We start from the raw sequence: 25,080 nt of genomic DNA on the forward strand, positions 1-25,080 counted from the left end.
ATGTGCGGTTTCGCCGATCCGCACGTCAAGCGGGTTGAAAACTCTTGCCTTACCCGTCTGGAAAGTGAAACTTTCCTTCCATGAGAGTCATGTTGCGCCTGTTATGCCTCCTGCTCCCCTTCCTGATCATCCCCCACGCCTCGGCGGCCGCCGCGTGCACGGCCGACCCGGCGACTCCCAAGCGTCAGATGCGGGCCATGTGGGTGGCCAGCGTCGCCAACATCGACTGGCCCAGCCGCACCGGGCTGAGCGCCTCCGCCCAGCAGGCGGAGTTCCGCGCCTGGCTCGACCTGGCCGTGCAGCGCCGCATGAACGCGGTCGTCGTGCAGGTCCGCCCCACCGCCGACGCCTTCTGGCCCTCGCCCCACGAGCCCTGGTCGCAGTGGCTGACCGGCACCCAGGGCGGCAACCCCGGCTACGACCCGATGGCCTTCATGGTCGCCGAGGCCCACGCGCGCGGGCTGGAGTTCCACGCCTGGTTCAACCCGTATCGCGTCGCCAACCACGACGACGCCTCGCAGCTCATCTCCAGCCACCCGGCACGGCGCAACCCCTCCTGGCGTTTCGCCTACGGCGGCAAGCTCTACTACAACCCGGGCATCCCGGCGGTGCGCGCCTTCATCCAGGACGCGATCATGGACGCCGTCTCGCGGTACGACGTCGACGGCGTGCACCTCGACGACTACTTCTACCCCTATCCGGTCAGCGGCCAGACGATCCCTGACGCGGCGACGTTCACGCAGTACGGCGGCGGCTTCTCCAGCGTCCACGACTGGCGGCGCGACAACGTCAACAAGCTCATCCAGGAGCTCGGCGCGCGCATCCGCACCGCCAAGGCGCACGTGCGGTTCGGGGTGAGCCCCTTCGGGATCTGGCGCAACGCCTCGGCCGACCCGCTCGGCTCGCAGACCTCGGGACTGCAGTCCTACGACGCCATCTACGCCGACTCGCGGCTGTGGGTGAAGCAGAACTGGATCGACTACATCGTCCCGCAGCTCTACTGGCACATCGGCTTCGCCGCCGCCGACTACACCAAGCTGACCGCCTGGTGGGCGCAGCAGGTCTCGGGGACGGCCGTGCAGCTCTACGTCGGCCAGGCCGCCTACCGCGCGGGAGCCTCGGGCCAGGACGCCGCCTGGCAGGACCCGGCCGAGCTCAGCGACCACCTGACCGTCAACCGCGCCCACCCGCAAGTGACGGGAGACGTCTACTTCAGCGCCAAGGACGTGCGCGACGACCGCATCGGCAGCATGACCCGCGTCGTGTCCGGCCACTACAGCAGGCCCGCCCTGCTGCCCAGCTTCGGCGCCTCCTCGGGCCCCGCCGCCCCCACCATCACGGCCGCCACGCGCGGATCCAACGGCGTGAACCTGACCTGGCAGGGCTCCGGCGCGACCTACGCCGTCTACCGGCTGACGGCCGCCGCCGACGCGTGCTCCTTCCACGACGGTCGCAACCTCGTCGCCGTCACCTCCTCGGCCTCCTACCTCGACGCCTCCGCCCCGGCCAACGCCACCTACTACGTCTCGGCGCTCGACAGGAACGAGCACGAGAGCCCCGTGAGCGCGGGCAGGACGGCCGGTGGCGGGGCCTACAGCGTCGTCCTGGACGCTCCGGCGGCCGGCGCCGCCTGGGGCAGCTCGGCGTACTCCACGCAGCGCTACGGAGCCGACTACCGCTTCGCCGAGCCTCAGGCCGTCAGCGATCCCGCCTGGTTCCAGGCGGCCGTCCCGTCCGCGGGCACCTACCGGGTGGAGGTCTGGTATCCGGCCAACTCCGGCTACAACAGCGCCACGCCGTACATCGTGGTCACCTCCACCGGCAACCGCACGGTCACCGTCGACCAGCGCACCGGCGGCGGGCAGTGGCGCGTGCTGGGGACCTTCACCCTGGCCGCGGGCTCCGGCAACGTCGTCGGGGTGAGCCGGTGGACCTCCACCACCGGGTACGTGATCGCCGACGCCGTACGGCTCACCGCGACGGGCTAGCGTGACCTCATGGATCCGGTGACCGATGCCCGCGCGCTCGTAGCGTCGCGGTTCCCGCAGGCGCTGCAGGCCTTCCTGGCGGCCAACGAGGCGCGCACCCCCACCTCCGACCTCGACGTCGTGGTGGTGCTGCCCGACCTGGCCGTGCCGTACCGGGAGTCCCTGCGGTGGCGTGGCACGCCCGTGGAGCTGTTCGTCCACGGCGAGCTCAGCCTCCACGCCTACCTGGAGCGGGAGTTCGCGCGCCGGCGGCCCAGCCTGCCGCGGATGTGCGGGCACGGCACCGTCCTGATCGACCGGCTCGGCACGGCCCCGTCGCTGCAGAGCGCGCTCGCCGCGCGGCTGGCGGCGGGGCCGGGCCCCTCCCCCGACCTCGACAGGCTCAGGTACGGCCTGGCGGATCTGATCGACGACCTCGCCGGGGCGAAGGACCCCGGCGAGCTCATGATGATCCGCTCCACGGTCGTCGAGGCCGCGGCCCGGCTGCGGCTGGCCTCGCTGGAGCGCTGGGAGGGCAACGGCAAGTGGCTGATGCGCGAGCTGCGCTCCGCCGACCACGCGCTGGCCGAGCAGCTGGTGGCGGCGCACGCCGACCCCGCACGGCTGTGGGCGGTGGCCACGCGGGTGGTGGAGGAGACGGGCGGGCGGCTCTGGGAGGGCTACCACGCCGACGGCGACCCCTTCCACCAGCGGCTGCTGCACGTCACGCCGTCGGCGCTCAGCTCGGAGACGGCCCAGAGCTCCGGCATGCACCGCCTGGCGGCGATCGCCGGGGCGGGTCATCTGTGGATGGGCCAGACCCTCGTCGCCCCCGCCACCGCCTCGGCCGACCACCACCACGGCCGCTCCGAGACCGCGATCTTCGTGGTGCGCGGCAACCCGTCGTTCGTCTTCGCCGACGGGCGCATCGACACCGGTCCCGGCGACTACGTGTTCGTCCCGCCGTACGTGCCGCACCGCGAGGAGAACCCCTCGCCCGACGACGAGGCGCTCGTCGTCATCGCGCGCAGCACGCCGGAGGCGATCGTGGTCAACCTTCCCGGGCTGCGGCTGCCGCCTCCTGGCGCGCTCGGGTCACACCAATTTCCCGAATGACCGCAAGCCGGGCAAAGATCGTCTAAGGTGCAGCCCAGGAGGAATCATGCAACCCCCCGCTGTCAACACGTCGGTCCCGAACGTCGCCCGGATGTACGACTACTACCTGGGCGGCAAGGATCATTTCGAAGCCGATCGGCAGGCCGCCGACCGCGCGCTGGAGCTGGTCCCCGAGATCCGCGAAGGCGCCGTGAACTCGCGCGCCTTCCTGCGCAGGGCCGTGACCGCGCTGCGCGAGCTCGGCGTGGACCAGTTCGTCGACATCGGCTCAGGGCTGCCCACGCAGGGCCACGTGCACGAGGCCGCCGGAGACGCCTCCGTGGTCTACGTCGACAACGATCCGGTGGTCCTGGCCCACGCGCGTGCGCTGCTGCAGACCCACCGGCGTGTCTGGGTGCAGCCCGGCGACCTCCGCGAGCCGGAGAAGGTGGTGGAGCACGCGCTGGAGGTACTCGATCCTGCCCGTCCCATCGCGGTGCTGGTGGTCTCGGTGCTGCACTTCATCTCCGACGAGGAGGATCCGGCCGGGATCGTCAGGCGGCTGCTGGACCGCCTGCCCGCCGGGAGCTACCTGGTGCTCACCCATGTGGCCCCCGACCTGCGCCCCTCCAGCGCGCCCGGGGTCAGCGCCGTCTACCAGCGCTCTTCCGCCCCCTTCACCGCGCGCACCAGGCCGCAGTTCGAGGGCTACGTGGCCGGGCTCGAACTGCTGGAGCCGGGCATCGTCAGCAACAAGGAGTGGCGTCCCGAGGAGCCGCCCGAGCTGATGGGCGGCGACCATCACCTGGTGGCGGTCGGGCGCAAGCCTCAGGGATGAACGATCAGCCAGGTGGCCACCGCGGTCTCGGGTGACCGGTTGCTGATCATGTGCGGGCGGTGGCAGGGGAAGGTGACCGAGTCTCCTGCCGCCAGCACCACCGTCTCGTTCTCGAACTCGATCGTCAGCTCGCCCCTGCTGACCGAGCCGACCTCGTAACCCTCGTGCCTGAGCAGCTCCCGGTGCGCCGTGGAGACGGCGCCGCCGGGATAGGTCGACTCGAAGAACTCCACGCCCGGCACGGGCACCGGCGACAACCGCCGGAAGCTCACCCCGCCGCCGAGCTCGATCGGCTCGGCCTCCCCTGCGCGGCGCACCGCGAACAGCTCCGCCTCGGGGACCTCGCCGGCGTGGTCGAACACCGCCGCCAGGGGCGCTCCCACGGCTCCCACGTAGGCGATCAGCCGGCTGACGGACGGGCGCATCCGGCCGCGCTCCAGCTGTGAGACGGCGCTGGGCGAGATGCCCATCTCCCGCGCGACCGCCCTGAGCGAGAGCCCGGCACGTTCGCGCAGCTCGCGCAGCCGCGGCCCGAGATCCTGCTCCTCCGCCATGTGACACAACCTTCACCCGAGCGTCTTGTGTTAAGCCATCACTTAACAGAGAGTGTGATCGGCATGGTTGAACCTACCCTCGAGGATTTCCGCGTGGCCCTGATTTGCGTCATCAACCCCAACACCTCCCGGAGCATGACCGAGACCATCGGCCAGGCCGCCCGGGCGGTCGCGGCGCCCGGCACCACCGTCGTCGCCGTCAACCCCACCATGGGGCCCGCCTCGATCGAGTCCCACTACGACGAGGCGCTGGCCGTACCCGGCCTGCTCGAACAGATCGCCCTGCACCCCGGCGCCGACGGGTTCGTCGTCGCCTGCTTCGGCGACCCCGGCCTCGACGCCGCCCGCGAACTGGCCACCGCGCCCGTCATCGGCATCGCCGAGGCCGCCATGCACACCGCGACACTCGTCGGCCGCGGCTTCAGCGTCGTCACCACCCTGTCCCGTACGGCGGGGCGCGCGCTCGACCTGGTGCACAGGTACGGCTTCTCGCAGGCCTGCCTGGGCATCCACGCCTGCGAGATCCCCGTGCTCGACCTGGAGACGCCCGAGGCCCGCAAGGCCGTGGTGCAGGCCTGCCGCGCCGCCATGGAGCGCGACGGCAGCGACTCGGTCGTGCTGGGCTGCGCGGGCATGGCCGACTTCTGCCACGAGATCTCGCTCGAGATCGGCATCCCCGTCATCGACGGCGTCACCGCCGCCGTCAAGCTCGCCGAAGGCCTGGCCGCCCTCGGGCTGCGCACCAGCAAACGGCTGGAGTACGGCACGCCGCCGGCCAAGAAGTACACCGGGCTGCTGGCGGGCTACACGCGCCCCTGACCGAGCCGCCGGGTCAGCTGCCCGCGCCGCTGACCCGGTAGACGTCGAACACGCCCTGGATGCTGCGCACCGCCTTGAGCACGTGGCCCAGGTGCTTGGGATCGCCCATCTCGAACGTGAACTTGCTGATCGCCACCCGGTCGCGTGACGTCGTCACCGACGCCGACAGGATGTTGACGTGCTGGTCGGACAGGGTCCTGGTCACGTCGGACAGCAGGCGCGGCCGGTCGAGCGCCTCGACCTGGATGGCCACCAGGAACACCGAGTCTTCGCTGGGCGACCAGCTGACCTCCACCAGGCGGTCGGGCTGCTCCTTCAGCTGCTGCACGTTGGTGCAGTCGGCGCGGTGCACCGACACGCCGTGGCCGCGGGTGACGAAGCCGACGATCTCGTCGCCGGGCACCGGGGTGCAGCACTTGCTCAGCCGTACCCAGACGTCGCCGTCGCCCGCCACGACGACACCCGCGCCGCCGCCCCTGGGACGGCCCTTGAGGCGCGTGGGCAGCGCGGTCTCGGCGATGTCCTCCTCGGCGCCCTCGACGCCGCCGATGGAGGCCACGAGCTTCTGCACGACCGCCTGGGCCGAGACGTGGCCCTCGCCGACGGCGGCGTAGAGCGACGACACGTCGGGGTAGCGCAGGTCGCGGGCCAGGGCCAGCAGGGACTCGCCCGACATCAGGCGCTGCAGCGGCAGCCCCTGCTTGCGCATGGCGCGCCCGATGGCCTCCTTGCCGCCCTCGATCGCGGTCTCGCGGCGCTCCTTGGAGAACCACTGCCGGATCTTGTTGCGGGCCCGGCCCGACTTGACGAACTTCAGCCAGTCGCGGCTCGGCCCGGCGTCGGGCGACTTGGAGGTGAAGATCTCGACGGTGTCGCCGTTGCCCAGGCGGCTCTCCAGCGGCACCAGGCGGCCGTTGACGCGCGCGCCGATGCAGCGGTGGCCGACCTCGGTGTGGACGGCGTAGGCGAAGTCGACCGGCGTCGCGCCCTCGGGCAGGGCGATGACCGTGCCCTTCGGGGTGAAGACGTAGACCTCCGACACCGACAGGTCGAAGCGCAGCGACTCGAGGAACTCCCCGGGGTCGGAGGTCTCCTTCTGCCAGTCGAGCAGCTGGCGCAGCCACGCCATGTCGTTGCCCTGCTTGACCTTGCCGGAGGGGCCCGCGCCGACCTCCTCCTTGTACTTCCAGTGCGCCGCAACGCCGTACTCGGCCCTGTGGTGCATGCCGTGGGTGCGGATCTGCAGCTCGACCGGCTTGCCCTCGGGGCCGATCACCGTGGTGTGCAGCGACTGGTACATGTTGAACTTGGGCATCGCGATGTAGTCCTTGAACCTGCCGGGCACAGGATTCCATCGCGCGTGGATCGTTCCGAGCGCCGCATAGCAGTCGCGCACCGACTCGACCAGGACCCGGATGCCGACCAGGTCGTAGATGTCGTCGAAGGCGACGTCGCGGGCGATCATCTTCTGGTAGACGGAGTAGTAGTGCTTGGGCCGCCCCTTGACCTCGGCGCGGATGCGCGCCTCGCGCAGGTCGGCCGAGACCTTCTCGATGACCTCCTGCAGGAACAGATCGCGGCGCGGCGCCCGCTCGCTGACCATGCGGGCGATCTCGTCGTAGCGCTTGGGATAGAGCATCGCGAAGGCGAGGTCTTCCAGCTCCCACTTGATGGTGTTCATGCCCAGGCGGTGGGCGAGCGGGGCGAAGATCTCCAGCGTCTCTCGCGACTTCTGGTGGCGCTTGTGCTCGGGCAGGTAGCGCATGGTGCGCATGTTGTGGAGCCGGTCGGCCAGCTTGATGACCAGCACGCGGATGTCGCGCGACATGGCCACGACCATCTTGCGCACGGTCTCGGCCTGGGCGGCGTCGCCGAACTTGACCTTGTCGAGCTTGGTGACGCCGTCGACCAGCAGCGCGATCTTGTCGCCGAAGTCGGCGCGCAGCTCGTCGAGGCTGTAGGCGGTGTCCTCGACCGTGTCGTGCAGCAGCGCCGCGCACAGGGTCTCGTCGTCGGTGCCCAGCTCGGCCAGGATCGTCGCCACGGCCAGCGGGTGGGTGATGTAGGGATCGCCGCTCTTACGCTTCTGGTCGCGGTGATGGTGGGCCGCGACCTCGTAGGCGCGCTGGATCAATCGCAGGTCGGCCTTGGGATGGGTCGCCCTGACCGTGCGGAACAACGGTTCCAGCACCTGGCTCATGGCCCCACCCCCAAACCTCCGACGACGCGACGACGACGCGGGACTGCCCGCCGGCGCCGCCTGGTTGGCGGTTTCGGCATTCGCCGCGCTGTCTACGGCCACATCACGGGGCACACAGACTCCTCACGTCCGAGTCCAGATCCCCCAGTGTAGCCAGCGTCAGACAGTCACCAGGGATCGGAGGTCGACTCCGGGCAACCGCTCGCGTCCCTTGAGGAACGACAGCTCCATGAGCACGGCCACTCCGGTCACTTCGGCCCCCGCCCTTTTCACGAGTTCCACGGCCGCCGCGGCCGTGCCTCCCGTGGCCAGCACGTCATCGACGATCACCACACGATCCCCCGGTCGGAAGGCGTCGCTGTGGACCTCGATGGTCGCGGAGCCGTACTCCAGATCGTAGGACTCCTCCAGGGTTTCGGCGGGCAGTTTGCCCTTCTTTCTCACTGGCACGAATCCCGCGCCGATGTTGTAGGCGACGGGCGCGGCCAGGATGAACCCGCGCGCCTCGATGCCGACGACCTTGTCGGCCTCCTCGAACAGCGCGCCCAGCTCCTCGACCACCTCGGCGAAGGCCCCCGGATCGGCCAGCACGGGGGTGATGTCCTTGAACAGCACACCCGGCTGCGGATAGTCCTGCACGTCCCGGATCAGGTCCTGCCAGCTCATCTGGGTCTCCAAGTCGTTGGTACGGCACGCGCACGGGCCGTGGAAGCGCGGCGCCTCCGCCCCCATGATCGGGGACGGAGGCGCACGGGTCGAACCGGGGCTAGCTCTTGGCCACGGCGGCGCTCTTGCCGCCCTTGGCCTTGCCGCCGCCCTGGGTGGCGGCCAGGCGGCGAGCGATCGCCTGGTACTTCGGCTCCCGCTCCTTGAGGGTGACCAGCAGCGGCGTGGCCACGCACAGCGAGGAGTAGGTGCCGACGATCATGCCCACGAACAGCGCCAGCGACAGGTCCTTCAGCGTGCCCGCACCCAGGAAGGTGGTGCCGATGAACAGGATCGCCGCGACCGGGAGGATGGCCACCAGCGAGGTGTTCAGCGACCGGATCAGCGTGTGGTTGAGGGCGTCGTTGGCGGCCTGGGTGTAGGTCTTCTTGGAGGTCGTGCCGAGCTTGGCGGTGACCTCCTTGATCATGTCGAAGACCACGACCGCGTCGTAGAGCGAATAACCCAGGATGGTGAGGAAGCCCAGCAGGGTCGCCGGGGTGACCTCGAAGCCCGACCAGGCGTAGACGCCAGCGGTGATCACCAGGTCGTGGACGAGCGCGACGATGGCCGCCAGGGCCATCTTCGGCTCGAACGCCATGCTCAGGTAGAGGATGATCGCCACCATGAACACCACGAGGCCGATCCAGGCCTTGTTGGCGACCTCGCCGCCCCACGAGGCGCCGATCAGGTCGTTGCTGATGTCCTTCGGCGCGACCTGGTACTCCTGCGTGATCGCCTGGCGGAGCTGCTCGGTCTGGCTCTCGTTCAGCGTCTCGGTGGTGACCCGCCAGCCCTCACCGGCCTGCTGCACGATCGGCTGGTGCACGCCCTCCTCGGTGAAGGTCGCACGCACCTGCTCGACCGTGGCGGGCTGCCCGGTCTTGAAGGTGAAGACCGAGCCGCCCTTGAACTCGACGCCCAGGTTGAGGCCGTTGATCACGATGCCCAGGATGGAGACGGCGAGCAGGAAGGCCGACAGGCCGTACCAGAGCTTGCGCTTGCCGACGAAGTCGACATCGATCTCGCCGCGATAGAGGCGACTCGCGAGTCCCATCTCAGGCCTCCTGCGGGGTGGTCGTGGCCTTGGGCGCGTCGGCCGCCATGCGCTCGGCGTCGAGCCCGGAGAGCTTGTGCCCCTTGGCGAAGAACTTCAACCTGGCCAGCAGGGCGATGAGTGGCTTGGTGAACAGGAACACCACCACGATGTCGATGAGCGTGGTCAGGCCCATCGCGAAGGCGAAGCCGGCCACGCCGCCGACAGCCAGGAAGTACAGGACCACGGCGCAGATGAACATGACCGCGTCGGCGATCAGGATCGTGCGCCGGGCACGCACCCAGGCCACCTCGACGGCGGCGCGCAGCGTGCGCCTGCCCTCCTTCATCTCGTCGCGGATTCGTTCGAAGTAGACGATGAACGAGTCGGCGGTGATGCCGATCGAGACGATCAGACCGATGATGTGCGGCAGCGACAGGCGGAAGTTCACGCCCGCGCCGAGGATCACGACGGCCTGGTAGGTGACGACCGTGGCGACCACGAGGCTCAGCACCGCGACGATGCCCAGGCCCCGGTAGTACAGCAGGCAGTAGAGGACCACGAGCGCCAGGCCGATGAGGCCGGAGATGATGCCGCCCTCGAGCTGGTCGGCGCCGAGCGTCGAGGAGACGGTGACCGCCGAGCTCAGGTTGAACTTCAGCGGCAGCGAGCCGTACTTGAGCTGGTCGGCCAGCTCGGTGGCGCTGGCCTGGGTGAAGCCGCCCGTGATCTCGGCCTGACCGCCGGGGATCGGGTTGATGATCTGCGGCGCGGTGATCACCTGGCCGTCGAGGACGACGGCGACCTGGTTCTGCGGCTGCTGGGAGTTGTAGGCCTTGGTGGTGAGCTTGCTCCACTCGGCCGGGCCCTTGCCCTTGAACGAGAGCTGGACGATCCACTCGGTGCGGCCCTGCGGCATGCCGGCCGACGCCGTGTCGATGTCGGTGCCGACGACCTTGGCGGTGTCGAGGACGTACTTCACGCCGTCCTTGTCACAGGTGGCGAACATCTTGTTCGGGTCGTCCTGGACACCCTGGCCGTTCTTGGCGGGGTCGGCGCAGTCGAGCGCCTGGAACTGCTTCAGCACGTCGGCCGGGACACCCTCGAGGCTGCCGACCATCTGGCCCTGCTGGGGCTGCTGCGACGGCTGGGCGCTCGGGGACGCGTCCGCGCTCGCCTTCGGCGAGGCGCTGGCGCTGGCGCTCGGCGACGCGGAGGGCGACGGCGAGGGCGACGTGGTCGTCAGCGCCGAGGAGACCGCCTTGCCCGTGGGGGAGGCGCTGGCCGAAGCCTTCGGCGCGGCGCTCTGCGACGGCTGAGGGGAGCCGGAGGGGGAAGCCGAGGGCGAACCGCTCGGCACCGGCGCCTCGGTCTGCATGGCCTCCGGCTGCGCCGGGACCTCCATGGCGATGACCTGACGGAAGCGCAGCTCCGCGGTCTTACCGACCTTCTCGACGGTTTCCTTCTGCCCTGCCCCGGGCACCGAGATGATGATGTTGTCGCCGGTCTTGGCGACCTCGGCGTCGGACAGGCCGCTGCCGTTCACCCGGTTGCGCAGGATGTTGACGGCCTGGTCGAGGGCCTCCTGCGTGGGCGCCTTGTTGTCGAGGGTGACGGGTGTCAGCGTCACCGTCGTGCCGCCGGCGAGGTCCAGGGCGAGCTTGGGCGTCCACGCCTTGTACAGCGCCATCGCCCCGCCCATGGCGAGAATGATTGCCAGGAGCACCAGGAGCGTGACGCCCGGTTTGCTCTGGCGGCTGGTCGGTCGGGCCACTGGATCGTCTGTTCTTTCGGGTAGGGGTTTGTGCTGAGCCTAGTCAGGACTTGGGAGTGCTCTGATCCTGATCGGTGTCGTTCTTGACGGGGACGTCGCCGTCGACGGTGGCCTTGACGTCGTCGTCCACCTCATCGGTGGTGTCGACGGGGGCGTCGACCGGGGTGACGACACGGCCGATGGCCGCCTTGACCCAGCGCGTCTCGACGCCCGGAGCGATCTCGAGGACGACGTCCTCGTGGTCGATCGCGACCACCGTGGCCATCAGGCCGGTCGTGGTCATGACACGGGTCCCCGGAGCGAGGGAGTTCTGCATCTTGACGGCTTCCTGCTGCCGCTTCTTCTGCGGGCGGATGAGCAGGAAATAGAACGCCACGACCATCAGGACCAGCATGATGATGGTCGACATACCGCTGCCTTGCATCAGGCACCTTCCATCTTCTGTACAAGATGTTGACACCGGCTTGACGCCGGAAATTCCGCTTGCCGCGCTGCTAGCACGCCGCTCAGCCCGTCAGCCTACACAGGCAGCCAAGCCACGGAGTGTAGGCGCTTGTCGTGAAACGCGGCAACGAACCAGCGGTTCGGCGCGCGGGGAAGTTCCCAATTCGCAACGTTGCAACCGATTTGTGATTACCCGTCGGAGTCGGGAGGAGCCGCTCCGAAAACGTCCGGCGGCGGGGTCATGCCCAGGTGGAGCCAGGCCCCGGCCGTCGCCACCCGCCCCCGGGGCGTCCTGGCCACCAGGCCCTGCCGTACGAGGAACGGCTCGGCCACGACCTCGACCGTCTCCGGCTCCTCACCCACCGCGACCGCCAGCGTCGACAGGCCGACCGGGCCGCCGCCGAACTTGCGCAGCAACGCGCCCAGCACCGCCCGGTCGAGCCGGTCGAGACCCTCGGCGTCGACTTCGTACAGGTTCAGCGCCGCCGCGGCCAGATCGCGGGTGATCAGCCCGTCGGCGCGCACCTCGGCGAAGTCGCGCACGCGGCGCAGCAACCGGTTGGCGATGCGGGGCGTGCCACGCGACCTGCGCGCGATCTCGTGCGCGCCGTCGGCGGGCAGGTCGACGCCCAGCAGGCGCGAGGAGCGGGCGAGCACGCGTTCGAGCTCGTCGACCTCGTAGAAGTCCATGTGGGCGGTGAACCCGAAACGGTCGCGCAGCGGGGCGGGCAGCAGGCCCGCCCTGGTGGTGGCGCCCACCAGCGTGAACGGCGCGATCTCCAGCGGGATCGCCGTCGCACCCGGGCCCTTGCCGACGACGATGTCGACGCGGAAGTCCTCCATCGCCAGGTAGAGCATCTCCTCGGCGGGGCGGGCCATGCGGTGGATCTCGTCGATGAACAGCACCTCGCCCTCGGCGAGCGTCGACAGGATCGCGGCCAGGTCACCGGCCCGCTCCAGCGCCGGGCCGCTCGTGATGCGCAGCGGGGCGCCGAGCTCGTAGGCGATGATCATCGCGAGGGTGGTCTTGCCGAGGCCGGGCGAGCCGCTCATCAGGACGTGGTCGGGGGCCTTGCCGCGCTTCAACGCGCCCTGGAGGACGAGCGAGAGCTGCTCGCGCACGCGGGACTGGCCGATGAACTCGCCGAGCGACTTGGGGCGCAGGGCCGCCTCGATCTGCAGGTCGTTGTCGTCGGCCTGGGCCGAGATCAGGTCACGGTCGAAGCTCATCGAATGCTCATCGCCCTGAGCGCGGCCTTCAGCAGCGCCGCCACCTGGGGCTCGCGCCCGGCCTTCACGTCGGCCTCGGCCATCGGCTCAACCAGCGCCAGCGCGTCGTCGGCGTCCTTGCTCGAATACCCCAGCCCCACGAGGCCGGTGTGCACCTGCTCCCGCCACACCGTGCGGACGGCCGCGCCGTTGATGGCCGCGTTGACGGCCTCCTCCGGCGTGCCGAGCTTGTCCTTGAGCTCCAGCACGATGCGCTGCGCGCCCTTCTGCCCGATGCCGGGGATCAGCGTCAGCGCCTTGAGATCGGCCGACGCCACCGCCACGCGCAGGGTGTTGGGCGTGTGGACGGCCAGCATCGACAACGCCAGCTTCGGCCCCACCCCGCTGGCTGTCTGCACCATCTCGAAGACGGTGCGCTCGTCCTCCGTCGCGAAGCCGTACAGCGTCAGCGACTCCTCCCGCACCACCAGCGAGGTCGCCAGCCGGGCGTGCTCGCCCACCCGCAGGCCCGCGAGCGTGCCCGGCGTGCAGTGCACCAGCACGCCCACACCGCCCACCTCCACGACCGCCCCGTCAGGACCGATCGCGGCCACCGTGCCCGCCACCGACGCGATCACACCACTCGCCCCCTCGTCGCGCGTGCGACGGCATCGGCCAGCCGCTGCTGGTTGCCGCCGCGCCAGATGTGGCAGATCGCCAGCGCGAGCGCGTCGGCGGCGTCCGCCGGTTTCGGCATCTCCTTGAGCCGCAGCACCCGGGTGACCATGCTGCCCACCTGCGCCTTGTCGGCCGTGCCGTTGCCGCTGACCGCGGCCTTGACCTCGGAGGGGGTGTACAGCGACACCGGCAGGCCTCGCCGCGCCGCGCACAGCACCGCGATGCCGGAGGCCTGGGCCGTGGCGATGACGGTCTGCGTGTTGTGCTGGCTGAAGACCCGCTCGACGGCGACCATGTCGGGCTTGACCGAGTCGAGCCACTCCTCCAGGCCCCGCTCGAGCGCCACCAGCCGGTCGGGCAGCGGGGCGTCGGACGACGTGCGCACCACCCCGACGGCGATCAGCGACAGCGGTGCGCCCGCCCGCCCCTCGACCGAGCCGACGCCGCACCGCGTCAGACCGGGGTCCACTCCCAGCACCCGCACCCGCGCACACCCTCCGTCCGCCGAACACTTGTTCGGCGGAGGCCAGCCTAACGGGCCCGGAGGCTCGGCGCACGCACGACGGGCGATCGCGCCGGGTGAGGAGGGTGAAGGCGTCGGGTGCGCCCGGCGATGCCCGCTTGGTCCCGGGCACGAGCGGACCCCGCCGCCCGGTGATGCCCGCCGTGTCGCGGACGCGAGCGGATCCCGGCGCGCGGTGATGCCCGCTTGGTCCCGGGCACGAGCGGACCCCGGCGCGCGGCGACCCTGGGGCCGCGCCCGTGCCGGTGCCCTCCGCCGGGTGGCGCCGACCCGCGCCTATGCTCGGCGGCATGAAATGGGTCACGCTGCGTGAGCTGCTCGCCTTCGACGAGGGCGGCGTGTTGCGGCTGCTCCTGGCCCCCACCGGCCAGGACGTCGGTTTCGACGGCGTGATCATCGGTGACGAGGGCCCCGCCCGCCTGTGTACGAACCGTGTCGTCCTGAGCATCGGCATCTCCGTCGAGGAGGCCGCCGGGCGCGATGCCGCCGCCGTGGTGGTGAGGCCCGACGACAGCGGCCTCGACGAGGCCCTGCGCACGGCCGACCAGTACGGCATGGCGCTCCTGGCCCGCGCCGAGTGGGCCGACTGGGACGACGTCGCGACGCTCCTGCGCTCCGCCCTGGCTTATGCGGAGGCGGGGCGCGGCGACCGGATGGCCGACGCGACGGCGGGCGGCGGGCTGGCGGCGCTGGCGTCGGTGGTGGCGGAGTTCACCGGCGGCTCGATCACGATCGAGGACACCCAGTTCCGCGTGATCGCCCACTCGGCGACCGGTCCGGGCGCCGACGACCTGCGGCGGGAGACGATCCTGGGCGGGCGGGTGCCGGACTGGCGGGTGGAGGAGCTCAGGCGCAGCGGGCTGTTGCGGACGTTGTGGTCGTCGGGCGAGGTGATCCATCGTCCGGCCGACGGCGACACTCCCGAGCGGCTCATCATCGCCATCCGCAGCGGCAGGGAGATGCTGGGCTCGATCTGGGCGGCGGCCGACGGCAGGGCGCTGAGCGAGAACGCCGCCAGCGCGCTGGCCAGGGCCGCCGAGGTGGCGGTGCCGTACCTGCTGCAGCACCGGCTGCGGGAGAGCGGCGCGCGGCGCAGGGAGGAGCACGCTTTGCGCGGGCTGCTCGGCGGGGACGGCGACGTGAGCACGCACGCCTGGTCGCTGGGGTTGTCGCCGGGGATGAGGTGCGCGGTGGTCGTCGCCGAGCACGACGGGCCCGAGGGGCAGGCGGCCGATCGGGTCATGGGGGCGGTGGCGCTGCAGGCGGCGTCGTTCCGTACGGCGGCGCGGGTGTTGCGGGAGGCGGGGCGGGTGACGGTGCTGCTGCCGGTCGGCGAGGGCGAGGAGCAGGAGGTGCCAGCGCTCATGCGGGAGCTGGACCTGCTGGCGGCTTCGATGCCGGGAGCCGGTGCTGTGTGGGTGGGCGGCGGCGGGGTGGTGTCGTCGCCGCTGCGGGCGCCGGAGTCGCGCGAGGAGGCCGGGCTGGTGGTGCGTGTCCTGCGCGACCGCGCCGCGCGCGCCCCGCAGGGCGACGCTGAGGGGCGCAGGGCGCTGGTGGGCGAGGTGGACTCCGCCGTGGCCGTGCTGCGCGTCCTGGACGTCGTACGGCCCGTGTGGGAGCTCGGCGGCGGCGCCATCCACGACCTCGTCAGGACCGACCTGGCCGCGGGCGGCGAGCTGGTGCGTTCGATCGCCGTCTACCTGGAGGAGTCCGGCGACGTCCCCCGTGCCGCCAGGCGTCTCGTCCTCCATCCGAACACCCTCCGCTACCGCCTGAGGCGCAGCAGGGAGCGGTTCGGGGTGGACCTCGACGACCCCGACACCAGGCTCCTGGTCGCCCTGGCTGTCCGCCTGGTGGACGGCCTTTGGCCGACCGGCCAATCCTGATCGGACTCCTTGGCCCCGCGGCCGAAGACTTCCCGGCCCGATATGCCCGAATCTCGTTATGCGGTTCTCCGAAACCTTTCCCCCTCGGGAGTCTTGACGTGATTGAGAGCAGGGTCGCCGACGTCGTCCGCCACGCCGTGGACACAGGAGCGCTCTCCCCCGGCCAGCCCGTGGCCGGTTTCCTCGACGTGGCGGGCGTGCGCGCCTCGGTGGAGCGCCTGCACGCCGCCTTCGGCCCCGGCGTGCTGCACACCTTCGCCGCCAAGGCCGCGTCGCTGGTGCCGGTGCTGCGCCTGATGGCCGACAGCGGGATGGGCTGCGAGGTGGCCAGCCCGGGCGAGCTGCGCATCGCCCTCGACGCGGGCTTCGACCCGGCGACGATCGTGTTCGACTCCCCCGCCAAGACCCGGCACGAGCTGGCCGTGGCCCTGGAGCTCGGCGTCGCGGTCAACGCCGACAACCTCGACGAGTTGCGCCGCATCGACGCCCTGCGTCCCGAGGAGAGCGCCTCGGTCGTCGGGCTGCGCGTCAACCCGCAGGTGGGGACGGGCTCCATCGGCGCGATGAGCACCGCGACGGCGACCTCCAAGTTCGGCGTGGCCCTGCGCGACCCGGGCGCGCGCGAGGCGGTGGTCGCGGCGTTCGCCCGTCACCCGTGGCTGACCAGGCTGCACGCGCACGTCGGCTCGCAGGGCTGCCCCCTGGAGCTGATCGCCGCGGGCATCGCCGAGACGTACGCGCTGGCCGAGGAGATCAACGAGCGGCTCGGCAGGCGCCAGGTGACCGGCCTCGACATCGGCGGCGGCCTGCCGGTGAACTTCGCCTCCGACGAGGAGACCCCGACGTTCGACGACTACGTCGCCACCCTGCGCGCGGCCCTGCCCGGCCTGTTCGACGGCCGCTACGCGCTGGTCACCGAGTTCGGCCGCTCGCTGCTGGCCAAGAACGGCTTCATCGCCGCCCTGGTGGAGTACACCAAGGACGCCGGAGGCCACCGGATCGCGATCACCCACGCGGGCGCCCAGGTCGCCACCCGCACCGTGCTGATGCCGGCGGCGTGGCCGATCCGCGTCGGCGCCTTCGACGCCAAGGGCAGGGCCAAGCGTGGCCCGCTCCTGGAGCAGGACGTGGCGGGGCCGTGCTGTTTCGCCGGAGACGTGGTGGCGCACGCCCGCGAGCTGCCGGAGCTGGAGGAGGGCGACATCGTGGTGCTCCACGACACCGGCGCCTACTACTTCTCCACCCCCTGGGCCTACAACAGCCTGCCGTACCCCGCGGTGTACGGCTTCGCGGGCGAGGGCGAGCAGGTCCGGCTGGTGACCGTACGGCAGGCGCAGACGCTCGACGAGATCGCCGCGATGAGCGGCCTGGAACACGCGGCGGCGCTGGCGGAGGTGGTGTGATGCTCAGCGCGGAGAGCAGGGAGCGCGGCGTGCGCGCGGTGCCTGCCCGGCAGTGGCTGCCCGCGGCGGTCGCGCTGGCGGCGAGCCTGGCGGCGGGCCTGCTGACGGCGGCGCCCACGGTGTGGGGCCTGCTGCCCATCGCGCTCTACGCGGTGTTGTCGCTGACCGGCATGAACCTGGTCGTGGTCACCGGGATCTCCTTGGTCAGCGCGGTGCTGGTGGCGTTGCCGCCGGTGGGCGAGATCGTGGGGACCCTGGCGCGCTCGGCGACCGACCCGGTGACGATCATCGGCCTGATCATCGTGCTCGGCTCCGCCGCCGGTGAGGTGCTGCGCGTGACCGGCGTGGCCGACACGATGGTGCGGGGCATCCTGCGCCTGGCGGGCGGCCGGGGCCGCACGGCCCTGATGTACGCGATCGCGCTGGCCTGCCTGGTGCTGGTGTTCAGCCTGGGCACGCTGGCCGGGGCGCTGGCGATCGCCGCGCCGCTGCTGATCCCGCTGGCCGCCAGGGCGGGCTTCACGCGCTCCGCCACGGCGGTCACGATGTTCCTCGGCGGCTGCGCCGGTCTGGCGCTGGCGCCGTTCGCGGGTTCCAACGTGGCGATCATGGACGTGGCCGGGGTCGGTTACCCGGCCTACGTGGCGGTGGGCGCGGGGCCGCTGGCGTTGTTGTCGCTGGCTCTGATGGCGGTCGTGGTGCCCTGGGTCCAGCGGCGCAGCGCGGCCCGCGGCGACCTCTATGAGCCCTCGGACGCCGCGGCGCTGGAGGAGGACCGGGAGTCCGTTCCCGGCGCGGTGAGGGCCACCTGGGCCTTCGCGATCACCCTCGTGGCGACCGTGGTCTATGCCACGGCGACCAGGGCGGGCACGACCTTCCCGCTGATCGCGCTGCCGCTCATGGCCGTGGTGACCGCGCTGGCCGCCCGGGTGGCGCCCGGCGCCCTGCTGCGCGCGGTCTGGACGGGTGTGCGGCGCATGCTGCCGATGCTGGCGCTGTTCTGGATGCTGGCCGCGCTGTTCGCCTTCATCGAGCTGCTCCAGCCGTACGACGTCGTGCTGGAGACGTTCGGCCCCGCGCTGCGCGACATGTCGCCGCTGCCGTTCGCGCTGGCGGTGGCGGCGCTGGGCTGGGTGGGCGTACCGGGCGCGACGGCCGCGCAGGTGGTGCTCATCGGCGAGGTGTTCGGCCCGCTGGGCGACAGCCTGGGTGTCACGCCCGCCGCCTGGGTGGTGATCCTGCTGTGGGCCTCCAAGGCCGACACCTACGGCCCGCTGCCCAACGCCAACATGGTCGGGGTCATGGGCCTGGCCAGGGCCACGCGCCTGCCGTACCTGCTCGGGGCCGGCTGGGCGCTTCTGATCCCCGCGTGTCTGCTGTACACCGTGCTGCTGGTGGTGCTGTTGTGAGATCCGGAGAGATGATGGACGTCCTGATCACTGGTGGAACCCTGGTCGACGGCACCGGTGCGCCGCCGCGCCGCGCCGACGTCCTGCTGCGCGACGGCCGGGTGGCACGCGCCGGCGAGGGCTCGCGGGCCGGGCACGTGATCGACGCGTCCGGGCTGGTCGTCGCGCCCGGCTTCGTCGACCTGCACTCCCACGCCGACTTCACGCTGGCCGAGCAGCCGGACGCGGAGGCCTGCGTACGGCAGGGCGTCACGACGGTCGTCACCGGCAACTGCGGCCTGTCGACGTTCCCCGCGCCCGCGTTCGGCGTCGACCTCGACTCCTTCGCCGCCACCGTCGCCGCCGCCCGTCCGGCGATCAACGTCGCTCCCCTGGTCGGGCACGGCGCCCTGCGTGCCGCAGTGCTCGGGCAGGAGCAGCGCCAGGCCACGGCGGAGGAACTCGCCGAGATGCGCCGCCTGCTGGCGGTCGCCGCCGAGCAGGGCGTGTACGGCCTGACGACCGGGCTGATCTACGCACCGGGCTCGTTCGCCGACACCGCCGAGATCGAGGCGCTGGCCACCGAGGCCACGCTGCACGGCCTCCTGTACGCCACGCACATGCGCGACGAGGGCGACCGCCTGATCGAGGCGGTGCAGGAGGCGATCGGCGTGGCCCGCGCGTCAGGCGCCCGGCTGCAGATCTCCCATCTCAAGGCGATGGGCCCGGCCAACCACGGCAAGGTCGCTGCGGCGCTGGAGATGCTCGACACCGCTGCGGCCGACGGCCTGGACGTGGCGTGCGACGTCTACCCGTACACCGCCTCCTCCACCACACTGACCTCGCGCCTGCCCGGCTGGGCGCTCGACGGCGGCAACCAGGCCCTGCTGGAGCGCCTGGCCGACCCCGAGGCGCGCGAGCGCATCCTGGACGGCATGCGTCCCGCGGTGGGCCGCACCTTCCTGCCCGAGGGCGTGATCATCGCCACGCTCGGGCCCGGCCGCTTCGCCGACCGGGTGGGAGACTCCATCGCCGCCGTCGCCAAGGACCTGGACGTGGAGCCTTCCGAGGCCGTGCTGGAGGTGCTCGCGGCCCACCAGGCCTCGGTCGGCATCGTCAACCACGCCATGGCCGAGCAGGACGTGGACCTGGTGCTGCGCCACCCCTCCGCCGCGGTGGCCAGCGACGGGTGGGTGATGCGGGCGCCGGGCGAGGGGCATCCGCATCCGCGCAGCTTCGGCACCTTCGCCCGGGTGCTGGGACGCTACACGCGCGAGCGGGGCCTGCTGGGCCTGGCCGAGTCGGTGCGGAAGATGACCTCGCTGCCGGCGTCGCGGATCGCCATGGCCGAGCGCGGGACGATCGTGCCCGGCCAGGTGGCCGACGTGGTGGTCTTCGATCCCGAGCGGGTCGGGGATCTGGCCACCTACGCCGACCCCTGGCAGTACGCGGCGGGGATGCGCGACGTGTTCGTGGCCGGGCAGGCGGTCCTGCGCGACGGCGAGATCACCGGCGCCAGGCCGGGCAGGGTGCTGCGCAGGACCGCGGGCTAGAAGTAGTCCAGGGAGTACGGCCTGGCGGCGAAGATCGTGTCGAGCGCCTCGTCGTGGCCGTCGTCGCCCGTCAGCAGCCCGCTGCGGCGCAGCGTGGCGGTGGGCACCCCGGAGTAGAGGGCGGTCATGGCCCCGATGCCCAGGCGGGCGCCCGAGCCCGCGGCGGCCGTGGCCGTACCTGAACCGCCGGAGACCTCCAGCCGCCAGGTGCCGCAGTTGCCCGCCTCCAGCGGGTCGTGCACCTCCACCACGGCCGACGACGACAGGCCGGACGGGTACCCGCGCCGCTCGATCGCCCCCTGCAGGTCCACGATGCGGCCCATCCAGCGGATGGCGGTGATCTGCTCCTTGGTGCGCTCGCGCGTCAGCCAGAAGACCGGGTCGTCGGGCGCGACGTTGGCGGTGACGTTCTTGGCGACGGAGGAGCCGCTGCCGATCAGCGACCACAACGCGCGCGCGGTCTCGGCGGAGCCGGCGTGGACGCCGTCGACCTCGATGTCGCCCTTGTCCCACCGGTAGACGGCGAACCCGTCGTCGGCCATGTAGAGGAAGTCGTCCTCCTCGCCCAGCCAGCGCCGCCAGGTGCGCTCCTCCCAGGAGGTGGGCCCGCTGGCGCGCGCGGCCGCGTGGAGCCGGCCGAGCACCTCGATCACCTCGGGGGCGTCGTCGGGGGTCATGCGGCGCAGCTTGACCTCGGTGGAGGGTCTGATGGCCCGCAGCGTCTCCGCGGGCAGGGTGACCCGGTCGAGGGTGCCCGTGTGCTCGTAGCCGAGCGAGCGGTAGATGGGCGTGGTCGCGGGATAGAGCATCGACATCGCGGAGCCCTGCTCGGCGGCGCGCTGGAGCAGCGCGCCCATGAGGGCGGTGCCGACGCCCCGGCCGCGGAACTCGGGATTGACGACCACTCCCGCGACGCCGGCCAGCGGCTGCGGCCTGCCGTGCCACCACTGGGTGAGCCTGCGCAGGCGCGCGCTGGCGGCCAGCCTGCCGTCGACGAACGCCCCGAGGTAACGCCTCTCGGGCAGCGTGGGGGCGACCAGCGTGCGCCACCGCTCGGCGTCGGCAGCGCCGAGCGGGCCGAAACTGCGCCTGCGGGCGTCGAGCACCTGGTCGAGGTCATCGGTGGTGAGGTCGCGAATCTCCATGAAGGGAAAATCTAGCCAGCGACGGCCGCGCCCCACCAACCGATATCCCGCGATCAGGCGTCGATCTTCTCCATGACCTCGTCGCTCACGTCGAAGTTGGCGTAGACGTTCTGCACGTCGTCGGAGTCTTCGAGGGCGTCGATGAGGCGGAAGATCTTGCGCGCGCCGTCCTCGTCGAGCGGCACGTTCATGGTGGCCATGAACGACGACTCGGCGGAGTCGTAGTCGATGCCCGCCTCCTGCAGCGCCTTGCGCACCGGCACCAGGTCGCCGGCCTCGGAGACCACCTCGAAGGACTCTCCCAGGTCGTTGACCTCCTCGGCGCCCGCCTCCAGGACGGCGTCGAGGATCTGGTCCTCGCTGTAGGCGACCGTGGTGCCCTTCTTGGCGTCGGTCACGACCTCCTTGGGCACCAGGACGACGCCCTTGCGGTTGAACATGTAGGCCACCGAGCCCGGGTCGGCGAGCGAGCCGCCGTTGCGGGTCAGCGCGACGCGCACCTCGGAGGCGGCGCGGTTGCGGTTGTCGGTGAGGCACTCGATGAGCACCGCGACGCCGTTGGGCCCGTAGCCCTCGTACATGATCGTCTGCCAGTCGGCGCCGCCCGTCTCCAGACCGCCGCCGCGCTTGCGGGCGCGCTCGATGTTGTCGATCGGGACCGAGCTCTTCTTGGCCTTGTAGATGGCGTCGAACAGCGTCGGGTTGGCATCCGGGTCAGGGCCGCCGGTCCGTGCTGCCACTTCGATGTTCTTGATCAGCTTGGCGAACAGCTTGCCACGCTTGGCGTCGAGCGCAGCCTTCTTGTGCTTCGTCGTCGCCCATTTGGAGTGGCCGGACATGACTTACAGCTCCCTCACCAGGTTTACGAAGTATTCATGCACGCGCGTGTCACCCGTCAGCTCGGGGTGGAACGATGTCGCGAGCAGCGGTCCTTGGCGAACCGCGACGATCCTATCGCCAGTCGACGCCAGCACCTCGACATCGGGCCCGACCGATTCCACCCACGGCGCCCTGATGAAGACCGCGCGGATCGCCTGCCCGGCGAAGGTCAGGTCCTCCTCGAAGGAGTCGACCTGCCGCCCGAAGGCGTTGCGGCGCACGGTCATGTCGATGCCGCCGAGCGTCTGCTGTCCGGCGATGCCGTCCTCGATGCGGTCGGCCAGCATGATCATGCCGGCGCAGGAGCCGTAGGCGGGCATGCCGTTCTTGACGCGCAGCCGCAGCGGTTCGAGCATCTCGAAGGTGTGGGCCAGCTTCCACATGGTCGTGGACTCGCCGCCGGGGATCACCAGCGCGTCGACCGTCTCGAGCTCGCCTGGCCTGCGTACGGCTGTCGCCGTGGCTCCGGCGGACTCCAGGGCGCGGGCGTGCTCGCGCACGTCACCCTGGAGCGCCAGCACACCGATCGTGGGCACGCGTCGTCCTTCCGTCGAATGGGTTCACCCGATTCAACACCACGCGCGTCAGCGCTCTTCCTTCAGGTACAGCGGCCGGTGGTCGGAGGGCGCCTGGCGCGGCCCGACGCGGCAGGAGCGCATGCTCCCGGCGAACAGGTAGTCGATCTTCCTGTCCTTGTAGGTGACGCCGTGGCAGCGCCGGAACCCGGCGGCCTGGACACCCTGGAGGTTGAGGTCGCCGCCGAACACGTTGCGGTAGCCCGGCTTGACCGCCACCTCGCGGAAACGTTCGAGCTGTTTCATGCGGTACGGCCTGCCCGGCTGGTGGTCGTCGCCCGCCATGCCCGACGACAGGTGCGTGCCGCAGGCGTGCAGCTTGACGGCCGGCACGGTGGCGCACAGGACGGCGCGCTTGACGAACCACGGCGGCGAGGGCAGGTGGTGCACGCGGAAGCTCGTCTCGTGGTCGGCCACGGCCACCGCGATGCCCTGCACGCCCCTGGCGCGGCCCTGGTAGTCGGGATGGCAGGCGTGGGGCCGGCCGTCGGCGTAGCTCATCGCCCACGCCTTCACGGTCCAGGTGCGCCCGCTGTGCTCCTCCAGGGCCTTCTCCAGCGGCTCCGTGGCGCCGGTGCAGAACTCCTGGAGGAAGATCAGGTCCTGGCCTTCGGCGTGGTGGGCGATCGTCCAGGCCTGTTCGTACACGCCCGCCCTGTACAGCGGGCAGTTGCCGTTGGTGCCTCCGCAGATGTTCCAGGTCATGACGGAGAGGGGCTGGGGGGTGAGCGCCAGGAGCAGGCTCGCCAACGCGGGGATCATGGCCCCTATGCAACCACGGCGTGCTGGACGTCGACGCGCCGCAGGCCGCGCAGGTGGTGGCGCCTGCCGTACAGGATGGTCATGCCGATGAGGCAGCAGACGGCGCCGACCAGGTACGGCACGGCCACGCCGGCCTCCTCGCCCAGCTTGGTGGCCAGGTAGGGGGCCAGCGCGCCGCCCATCCACCGCACGAAGTTGTAGCCCGCCGAGGCGACCGGCCTGGGCGCGTCGGAGACCTCCATGGCCGACTCGGTGAAGACGGTGTTGCAGATGCCGATCGGGATGCCGGTCAGGATGGCGAAGACGACGACGCCGGCGCCGTGGCCGGAGGCGGCGATGCCGAGCTGCAGCACTCCCAGCAGGGCCAGGGCGATGTGGAGCACGGTGACCGAGCCGAGGCGGCGTTGCAGGAGCGGGGCCGCGAAGACGGAGCAGAGCGCCACCAGCACGCCCCAGCCGAAGAAGACGGCGCCGATGCCGTACGCCGACATGCCCAGGATGAAGGGCGTGAAGGCGAGGACGGTGAAGAAGGCGAAGTTGTAGAACAGCGCCGTGAAGGCCGTCGTCGACAGGCCGCCGTGGGCCAGCGCCCTGATCGGGTCGCTCAGCCGCGTCTTGACGGCGGGCCTGGGCGGCGCCTTGAGCAGGGTGGCGATGAGCACGAAGCCGGCAGCCATGAGCACGGAGGTGCCGAAGAAGGGCGCGCGCCAGTTCCAGTCGCCCAGGAGGGCGCCGACCAGCGGTCCGAGGGAGATGCCCAGGCCCAGCGCGGCCTCGTAGAGGATGATGGCGGATTCGGCGCCGCCGCTGGCCGCGCCCACGATGACGGCCAGGGCGGTGGCGACGAACAGCGCGTTGCCCAGGCCCCAGCCGGCGCGGAAGCCGACGAGCTCGGAGACGGAGCCCGAGGTGCCGGCGAGCGCCGCGAACACCACGACGAGGGCCAGGCCCAGCAGGAGGGTCTTCTTGCCGCCGATGCGGCTGGAGACCCAGCCGGTGATCAGCATGGCCACCGCCGTGACCAGGAAGTAGCTGGTGAACAGCAGGGAGACTTCGCTGGGCCCGGCATGCAGGCCCTGGGCGATGGCGGGGAGGATCGGGTCGACGAGCCCGATGCCCATGAAGGCCACGACCGCGGCGAACGCGGTGGCCCACACGGACATGGGCTGGCGGAGGATGCCGTTGCGCATGGGTGGTTCCTAACGAGGTGGATCGGCCCGGCCGAGCTTGTCGAGCAGAGGTAGCACGGTGGCCAGTTCCTCGCGCTCGTCCGGGGTGAGCGCCTCCAGTTGCGCGGCGAGGTAGGAGATGCGCGCGCGGCGCACGCTCGCCAGGCGGGACCTGCCGTCCTCGGTCAGCTCGACCGTGCGCACGCGTGCGTCGGCCGGGTCGCTGCCCCGGGTCACCAGCCCGCCGTCCTCCATGCGGTTGATCGCCACCGTCATGGTGGGCAGGTGGACGGCGTGCTCCTCGGCCAGCTCGGTCATGCGGCGGGGGCCGGATTCGAGGGAGCCGAGCACGGCGTATTGCTGCGGGGTGACCGGCTGGCCGGCCACCGCGCGGCGCAACAGCAGGACGATCCGGCGCAGGGTGGTGGACAGCTCCCGCGCCAGGACCTCGGAGTCGCTCATACTTAGACAGTCTAAG

General features: G+C 71.3%; 23 protein-coding genes. 8 read left to right on the plus strand and 15 right to left on the minus strand.

Going from position 1 to position 25,080, the window contains the following annotated elements; all coding sequences use genetic code 11:
• Nucleotides 1-89: 89 nt before the first annotated feature.
• Genes ACIBH1_RS20445 through ACIBH1_RS20455 form a run of 3 tightly spaced genes read left to right on the plus strand, consistent with a single transcriptional unit; the run spans nt 90 to nt 3,900 of the window.
• A complete protein-coding gene (locus ACIBH1_RS20445; protein ID WP_397315382.1) occupies nt 90-1,988 on the plus strand; it encodes a family 10 glycosylhydrolase in 1,899 nt (632 codons plus the stop codon).
• 9 nt (nt 1,989-1,997) lie between these two features.
• Nucleotides 1,998-3,083, plus strand: coding sequence for a cupin domain-containing protein (locus ACIBH1_RS20450; protein WP_397315383.1), 1,086 nt, complete (start codon nt 1,998-2,000; stop codon nt 3,081-3,083).
• Between the two features lie 46 nt (nt 3,084-3,129).
• Nucleotides 3,130-3,900 (plus strand): SAM-dependent methyltransferase, encoded by a 771-nt coding sequence (locus tag ACIBH1_RS20455; protein WP_397315384.1) that lies wholly within the window; start codon nt 3,130-3,132, stop codon nt 3,898-3,900.
• On the opposite strand, the gene ACIBH1_RS20460 is transcribed toward ACIBH1_RS20455, so the two are convergent.
• Nucleotides 3,891-4,454: a helix-turn-helix domain-containing protein gene (locus tag ACIBH1_RS20460; RefSeq protein ID WP_397315385.1), complete on the minus strand. Its 564-nt coding sequence runs from the start codon at nt 4,452-4,454 to the stop codon at nt 3,891-3,893. The two genes, ACIBH1_RS20455 and ACIBH1_RS20460, sit on opposite strands and share 10 nt — an antisense overlap.
• 93 nt (nt 4,455-4,547) lie before the next feature.
• Here ACIBH1_RS20460 and ACIBH1_RS20465 point away from each other — a divergent pair, with 93 nt between their 5' ends.
• Nucleotides 4,548-5,273 (plus strand): aspartate/glutamate racemase family protein, encoded by a 726-nt coding sequence (locus ACIBH1_RS20465; RefSeq protein WP_397315386.1) that lies wholly within the window; start codon nt 4,548-4,550, stop codon nt 5,271-5,273.
• A gap of 13 nt (nt 5,274-5,286) precedes the next feature.
• On the opposite strand, the gene ACIBH1_RS20470 is transcribed toward ACIBH1_RS20465, so the two are convergent.
• The 8 genes from ACIBH1_RS20470 to ruvC form a co-directional block, all read right to left on the minus strand.
• Nucleotides 5,287-7,473 carry a RelA/SpoT family protein gene (locus ACIBH1_RS20470; RefSeq protein WP_397315387.1) on the minus strand — a complete coding sequence of 729 codons (2,187 nt, stop codon included), beginning with the start codon at nt 7,471-7,473 and terminating at the stop codon, nt 5,287-5,289.
• Nucleotides 7,474-7,632: 159 nt separating this feature from the next.
• Entirely contained in the window at nt 7,633-8,139 is a 507-nt protein-coding gene (locus ACIBH1_RS20475; protein ID WP_397315388.1) for an adenine phosphoribosyltransferase, read from the minus strand.
• 100 nt (nt 8,140-8,239) lie between these two features.
• Nucleotides 8,240-9,235, minus strand: coding sequence for a protein translocase subunit SecF (secF, locus tag ACIBH1_RS20480; protein ID WP_397315389.1), 996 nt, complete (start codon nt 9,233-9,235; stop codon nt 8,240-8,242).
• 1 nt (nt 9,236) lies between these two features.
• Entirely contained in the window at nt 9,237-10,988 is a 1,752-nt protein-coding gene (gene secD, locus ACIBH1_RS20485; RefSeq protein WP_397315390.1) for a protein translocase subunit SecD, read from the minus strand.
• Between the two features lie 43 nt (nt 10,989-11,031).
• Entirely contained in the window at nt 11,032-11,397 is a 366-nt protein-coding gene (yajC, locus tag ACIBH1_RS20490; protein ID WP_397315391.1) for a preprotein translocase subunit YajC, read from the minus strand.
• A gap of 224 nt (nt 11,398-11,621) precedes the next feature.
• Entirely contained in the window at nt 11,622-12,662 is a 1,041-nt protein-coding gene (gene ruvB / locus ACIBH1_RS20495; protein ID WP_397315392.1) for a Holliday junction branch migration DNA helicase RuvB, read from the minus strand.
• Nucleotides 12,659-13,279, minus strand: a complete 621-nt coding sequence (gene ruvA, locus ACIBH1_RS20500) for a Holliday junction branch migration protein RuvA (RefSeq protein ID WP_397315393.1) — start codon at nt 13,277-13,279, stop codon at nt 12,659-12,661. The genes ruvB and ruvA overlap by 4 nt, the downstream gene beginning before the upstream one ends.
• On the minus strand, nt 13,276-13,803 hold the full coding sequence (ruvC, locus tag ACIBH1_RS20505; RefSeq protein ID WP_397315394.1) for a crossover junction endodeoxyribonuclease RuvC: 528 nt from the start codon (nt 13,801-13,803) through the stop codon (nt 13,276-13,278). The genes ruvA and ruvC overlap by 4 nt, the downstream gene beginning before the upstream one ends.
• Before the next feature lie 329 nt (nt 13,804-14,132).
• Between ruvC and ACIBH1_RS20510 the strand changes: the two genes are divergently transcribed.
• The 4 genes from ACIBH1_RS20510 to ACIBH1_RS20525 all read left to right on the plus strand — a co-directional run bounded on the left by ACIBH1_RS20510 (nt 14,133) and on the right by ACIBH1_RS20525 (nt 20,072).
• Nucleotides 14,133-15,728, plus strand: a complete 1,596-nt coding sequence (locus ACIBH1_RS20510; RefSeq protein ID WP_397315395.1) for a helix-turn-helix domain-containing protein — start codon at nt 14,133-14,135, stop codon at nt 15,726-15,728.
• Between the two features lie 98 nt (nt 15,729-15,826).
• Nucleotides 15,827-17,131: a diaminopimelate decarboxylase gene (locus ACIBH1_RS20515; RefSeq protein WP_397315396.1), complete on the plus strand. Its 1,305-nt coding sequence runs from the start codon at nt 15,827-15,829 to the stop codon at nt 17,129-17,131.
• Entirely contained in the window at nt 17,131-18,540 is a 1,410-nt protein-coding gene (locus tag ACIBH1_RS20520) for a Na+/H+ antiporter NhaC family protein (RefSeq protein WP_397315397.1), read from the plus strand. Before ACIBH1_RS20515 ends, ACIBH1_RS20520 begins: the two co-directional genes overlap by 1 nt.
• Entirely contained in the window at nt 18,537-20,072 is a 1,536-nt protein-coding gene (locus ACIBH1_RS20525) for an amidohydrolase family protein (protein ID WP_397315398.1), read from the plus strand. The genes ACIBH1_RS20520 and ACIBH1_RS20525 overlap by 4 nt, the downstream gene beginning before the upstream one ends.
• Here ACIBH1_RS20525 and eis read toward each other — a convergent pair.
• From eis to ACIBH1_RS20555, 6 genes are read right to left on the minus strand one after another with little or no spacing between them, the layout of a single operon-like run.
• Complete coding sequence (eis, locus tag ACIBH1_RS20530; protein WP_397315399.1) at nt 20,069-21,217, minus strand: enhanced intracellular survival protein Eis; 1,149 nt, start codon at nt 21,215-21,217, stop codon at nt 20,069-20,071. The two genes, ACIBH1_RS20525 and eis, sit on opposite strands and share 4 nt — an antisense overlap.
• A gap of 53 nt (nt 21,218-21,270) precedes the next feature.
• Nucleotides 21,271-22,056: a YebC/PmpR family DNA-binding transcriptional regulator gene (locus tag ACIBH1_RS20535; protein ID WP_181613825.1), complete on the minus strand. Its 786-nt coding sequence runs from the start codon at nt 22,054-22,056 to the stop codon at nt 21,271-21,273.
• Between the two features lie 3 nt (nt 22,057-22,059).
• Nucleotides 22,060-22,632, minus strand: a complete 573-nt coding sequence (gene pdxT, locus ACIBH1_RS20540; RefSeq protein WP_397315400.1) for a pyridoxal 5'-phosphate synthase glutaminase subunit PdxT — start codon at nt 22,630-22,632, stop codon at nt 22,060-22,062.
• A gap of 48 nt (nt 22,633-22,680) precedes the next feature.
• Nucleotides 22,681-23,433 (minus strand): endonuclease/exonuclease/phosphatase family protein, encoded by a 753-nt coding sequence (locus tag ACIBH1_RS20545; RefSeq protein ID WP_397315401.1) that lies wholly within the window; start codon nt 23,431-23,433, stop codon nt 22,681-22,683.
• 5 nt (nt 23,434-23,438) lie between these two features.
• Nucleotides 23,439-24,623, minus strand: coding sequence for an MFS transporter (locus ACIBH1_RS20550; RefSeq protein ID WP_397315402.1), 1,185 nt, complete (start codon nt 24,621-24,623; stop codon nt 23,439-23,441).
• A 9-nt stretch (nt 24,624-24,632) separates the two neighbouring features.
• A complete protein-coding gene (locus ACIBH1_RS20555) occupies nt 24,633-25,064 on the minus strand; it encodes a MarR family winged helix-turn-helix transcriptional regulator (protein WP_397315403.1) in 432 nt (143 codons plus the stop codon).
• Between the last annotated feature and the right edge of the window lie 16 nt (nt 25,065-25,080).

The sequence above is a fragment of the Nonomuraea sp. NPDC050663 genome, from assembly GCF_044456985.1.
GTDB lineage: Bacteria > Actinomycetota > Actinomycetes > Streptosporangiales > Streptosporangiaceae > Nonomuraea.

Coding starts and splice junctions, on each gene's coding strand:
- ACIBH1_RS20470 (WP_397315387.1), bottom strand. CDS start 7,473: ATGAGCCAGGTGCTGGAACCGTTGTTCCGCACGGTCAGGGCGACCCAT.
- ACIBH1_RS20535 (WP_181613825.1), bottom strand. CDS start 22,056: ATGTCCGGCCACTCCAAATGGGCGACGACGAAGCACAAGAAGGCTGCG.
- ACIBH1_RS20455 (WP_397315384.1), top strand. CDS start 3,130: ATGCAACCCCCCGCTGTCAACACGTCGGTCCCGAACGTCGCCCGGATG.
- secF (WP_397315389.1), bottom strand. CDS start 9,235: ATGGGACTCGCGAGTCGCCTCTATCGCGGCGAGATCGATGTCGACTTC.
- ACIBH1_RS20545 (WP_397315401.1), bottom strand. CDS start 23,433: ATGATCCCCGCGTTGGCGAGCCTGCTCCTGGCGCTCACCCCCCAGCCC.
- ACIBH1_RS20550 (WP_397315402.1), bottom strand. CDS start 24,623: ATGCGCAACGGCATCCTCCGCCAGCCCATGTCCGTGTGGGCCACCGCG.
- ACIBH1_RS20445 (WP_397315382.1), top strand. CDS start 90: ATGTTGCGCCTGTTATGCCTCCTGCTCCCCTTCCTGATCATCCCCCAC.
- ACIBH1_RS20475 (WP_397315388.1), bottom strand. CDS start 8,139: ATGAGCTGGCAGGACCTGATCCGGGACGTGCAGGACTATCCGCAGCCG.
- ACIBH1_RS20460 (WP_397315385.1), bottom strand. CDS start 4,454: ATGGCGGAGGAGCAGGATCTCGGGCCGCGGCTGCGCGAGCTGCGCGAA.
- ACIBH1_RS20510 (WP_397315395.1), top strand. CDS start 14,133: ATGAAATGGGTCACGCTGCGTGAGCTGCTCGCCTTCGACGAGGGCGGC.
- eis (WP_397315399.1), bottom strand. CDS start 21,217: ATGGAGATTCGCGACCTCACCACCGATGACCTCGACCAGGTGCTCGAC.
- ACIBH1_RS20450 (WP_397315383.1), top strand. CDS start 1,998: ATGGATCCGGTGACCGATGCCCGCGCGCTCGTAGCGTCGCGGTTCCCG.
- yajC (WP_397315391.1), bottom strand. CDS start 11,397: ATGTCGACCATCATCATGCTGGTCCTGATGGTCGTGGCGTTCTATTTC.
- ACIBH1_RS20555 (WP_397315403.1), bottom strand. CDS start 25,064: ATGAGCGACTCCGAGGTCCTGGCGCGGGAGCTGTCCACCACCCTGCGC.
- ruvB (WP_397315392.1), bottom strand. CDS start 12,662: ATGAGCTTCGACCGTGACCTGATCTCGGCCCAGGCCGACGACAACGAC.
- ACIBH1_RS20520 (WP_397315397.1), top strand. CDS start 17,131: ATGCTCAGCGCGGAGAGCAGGGAGCGCGGCGTGCGCGCGGTGCCTGCC.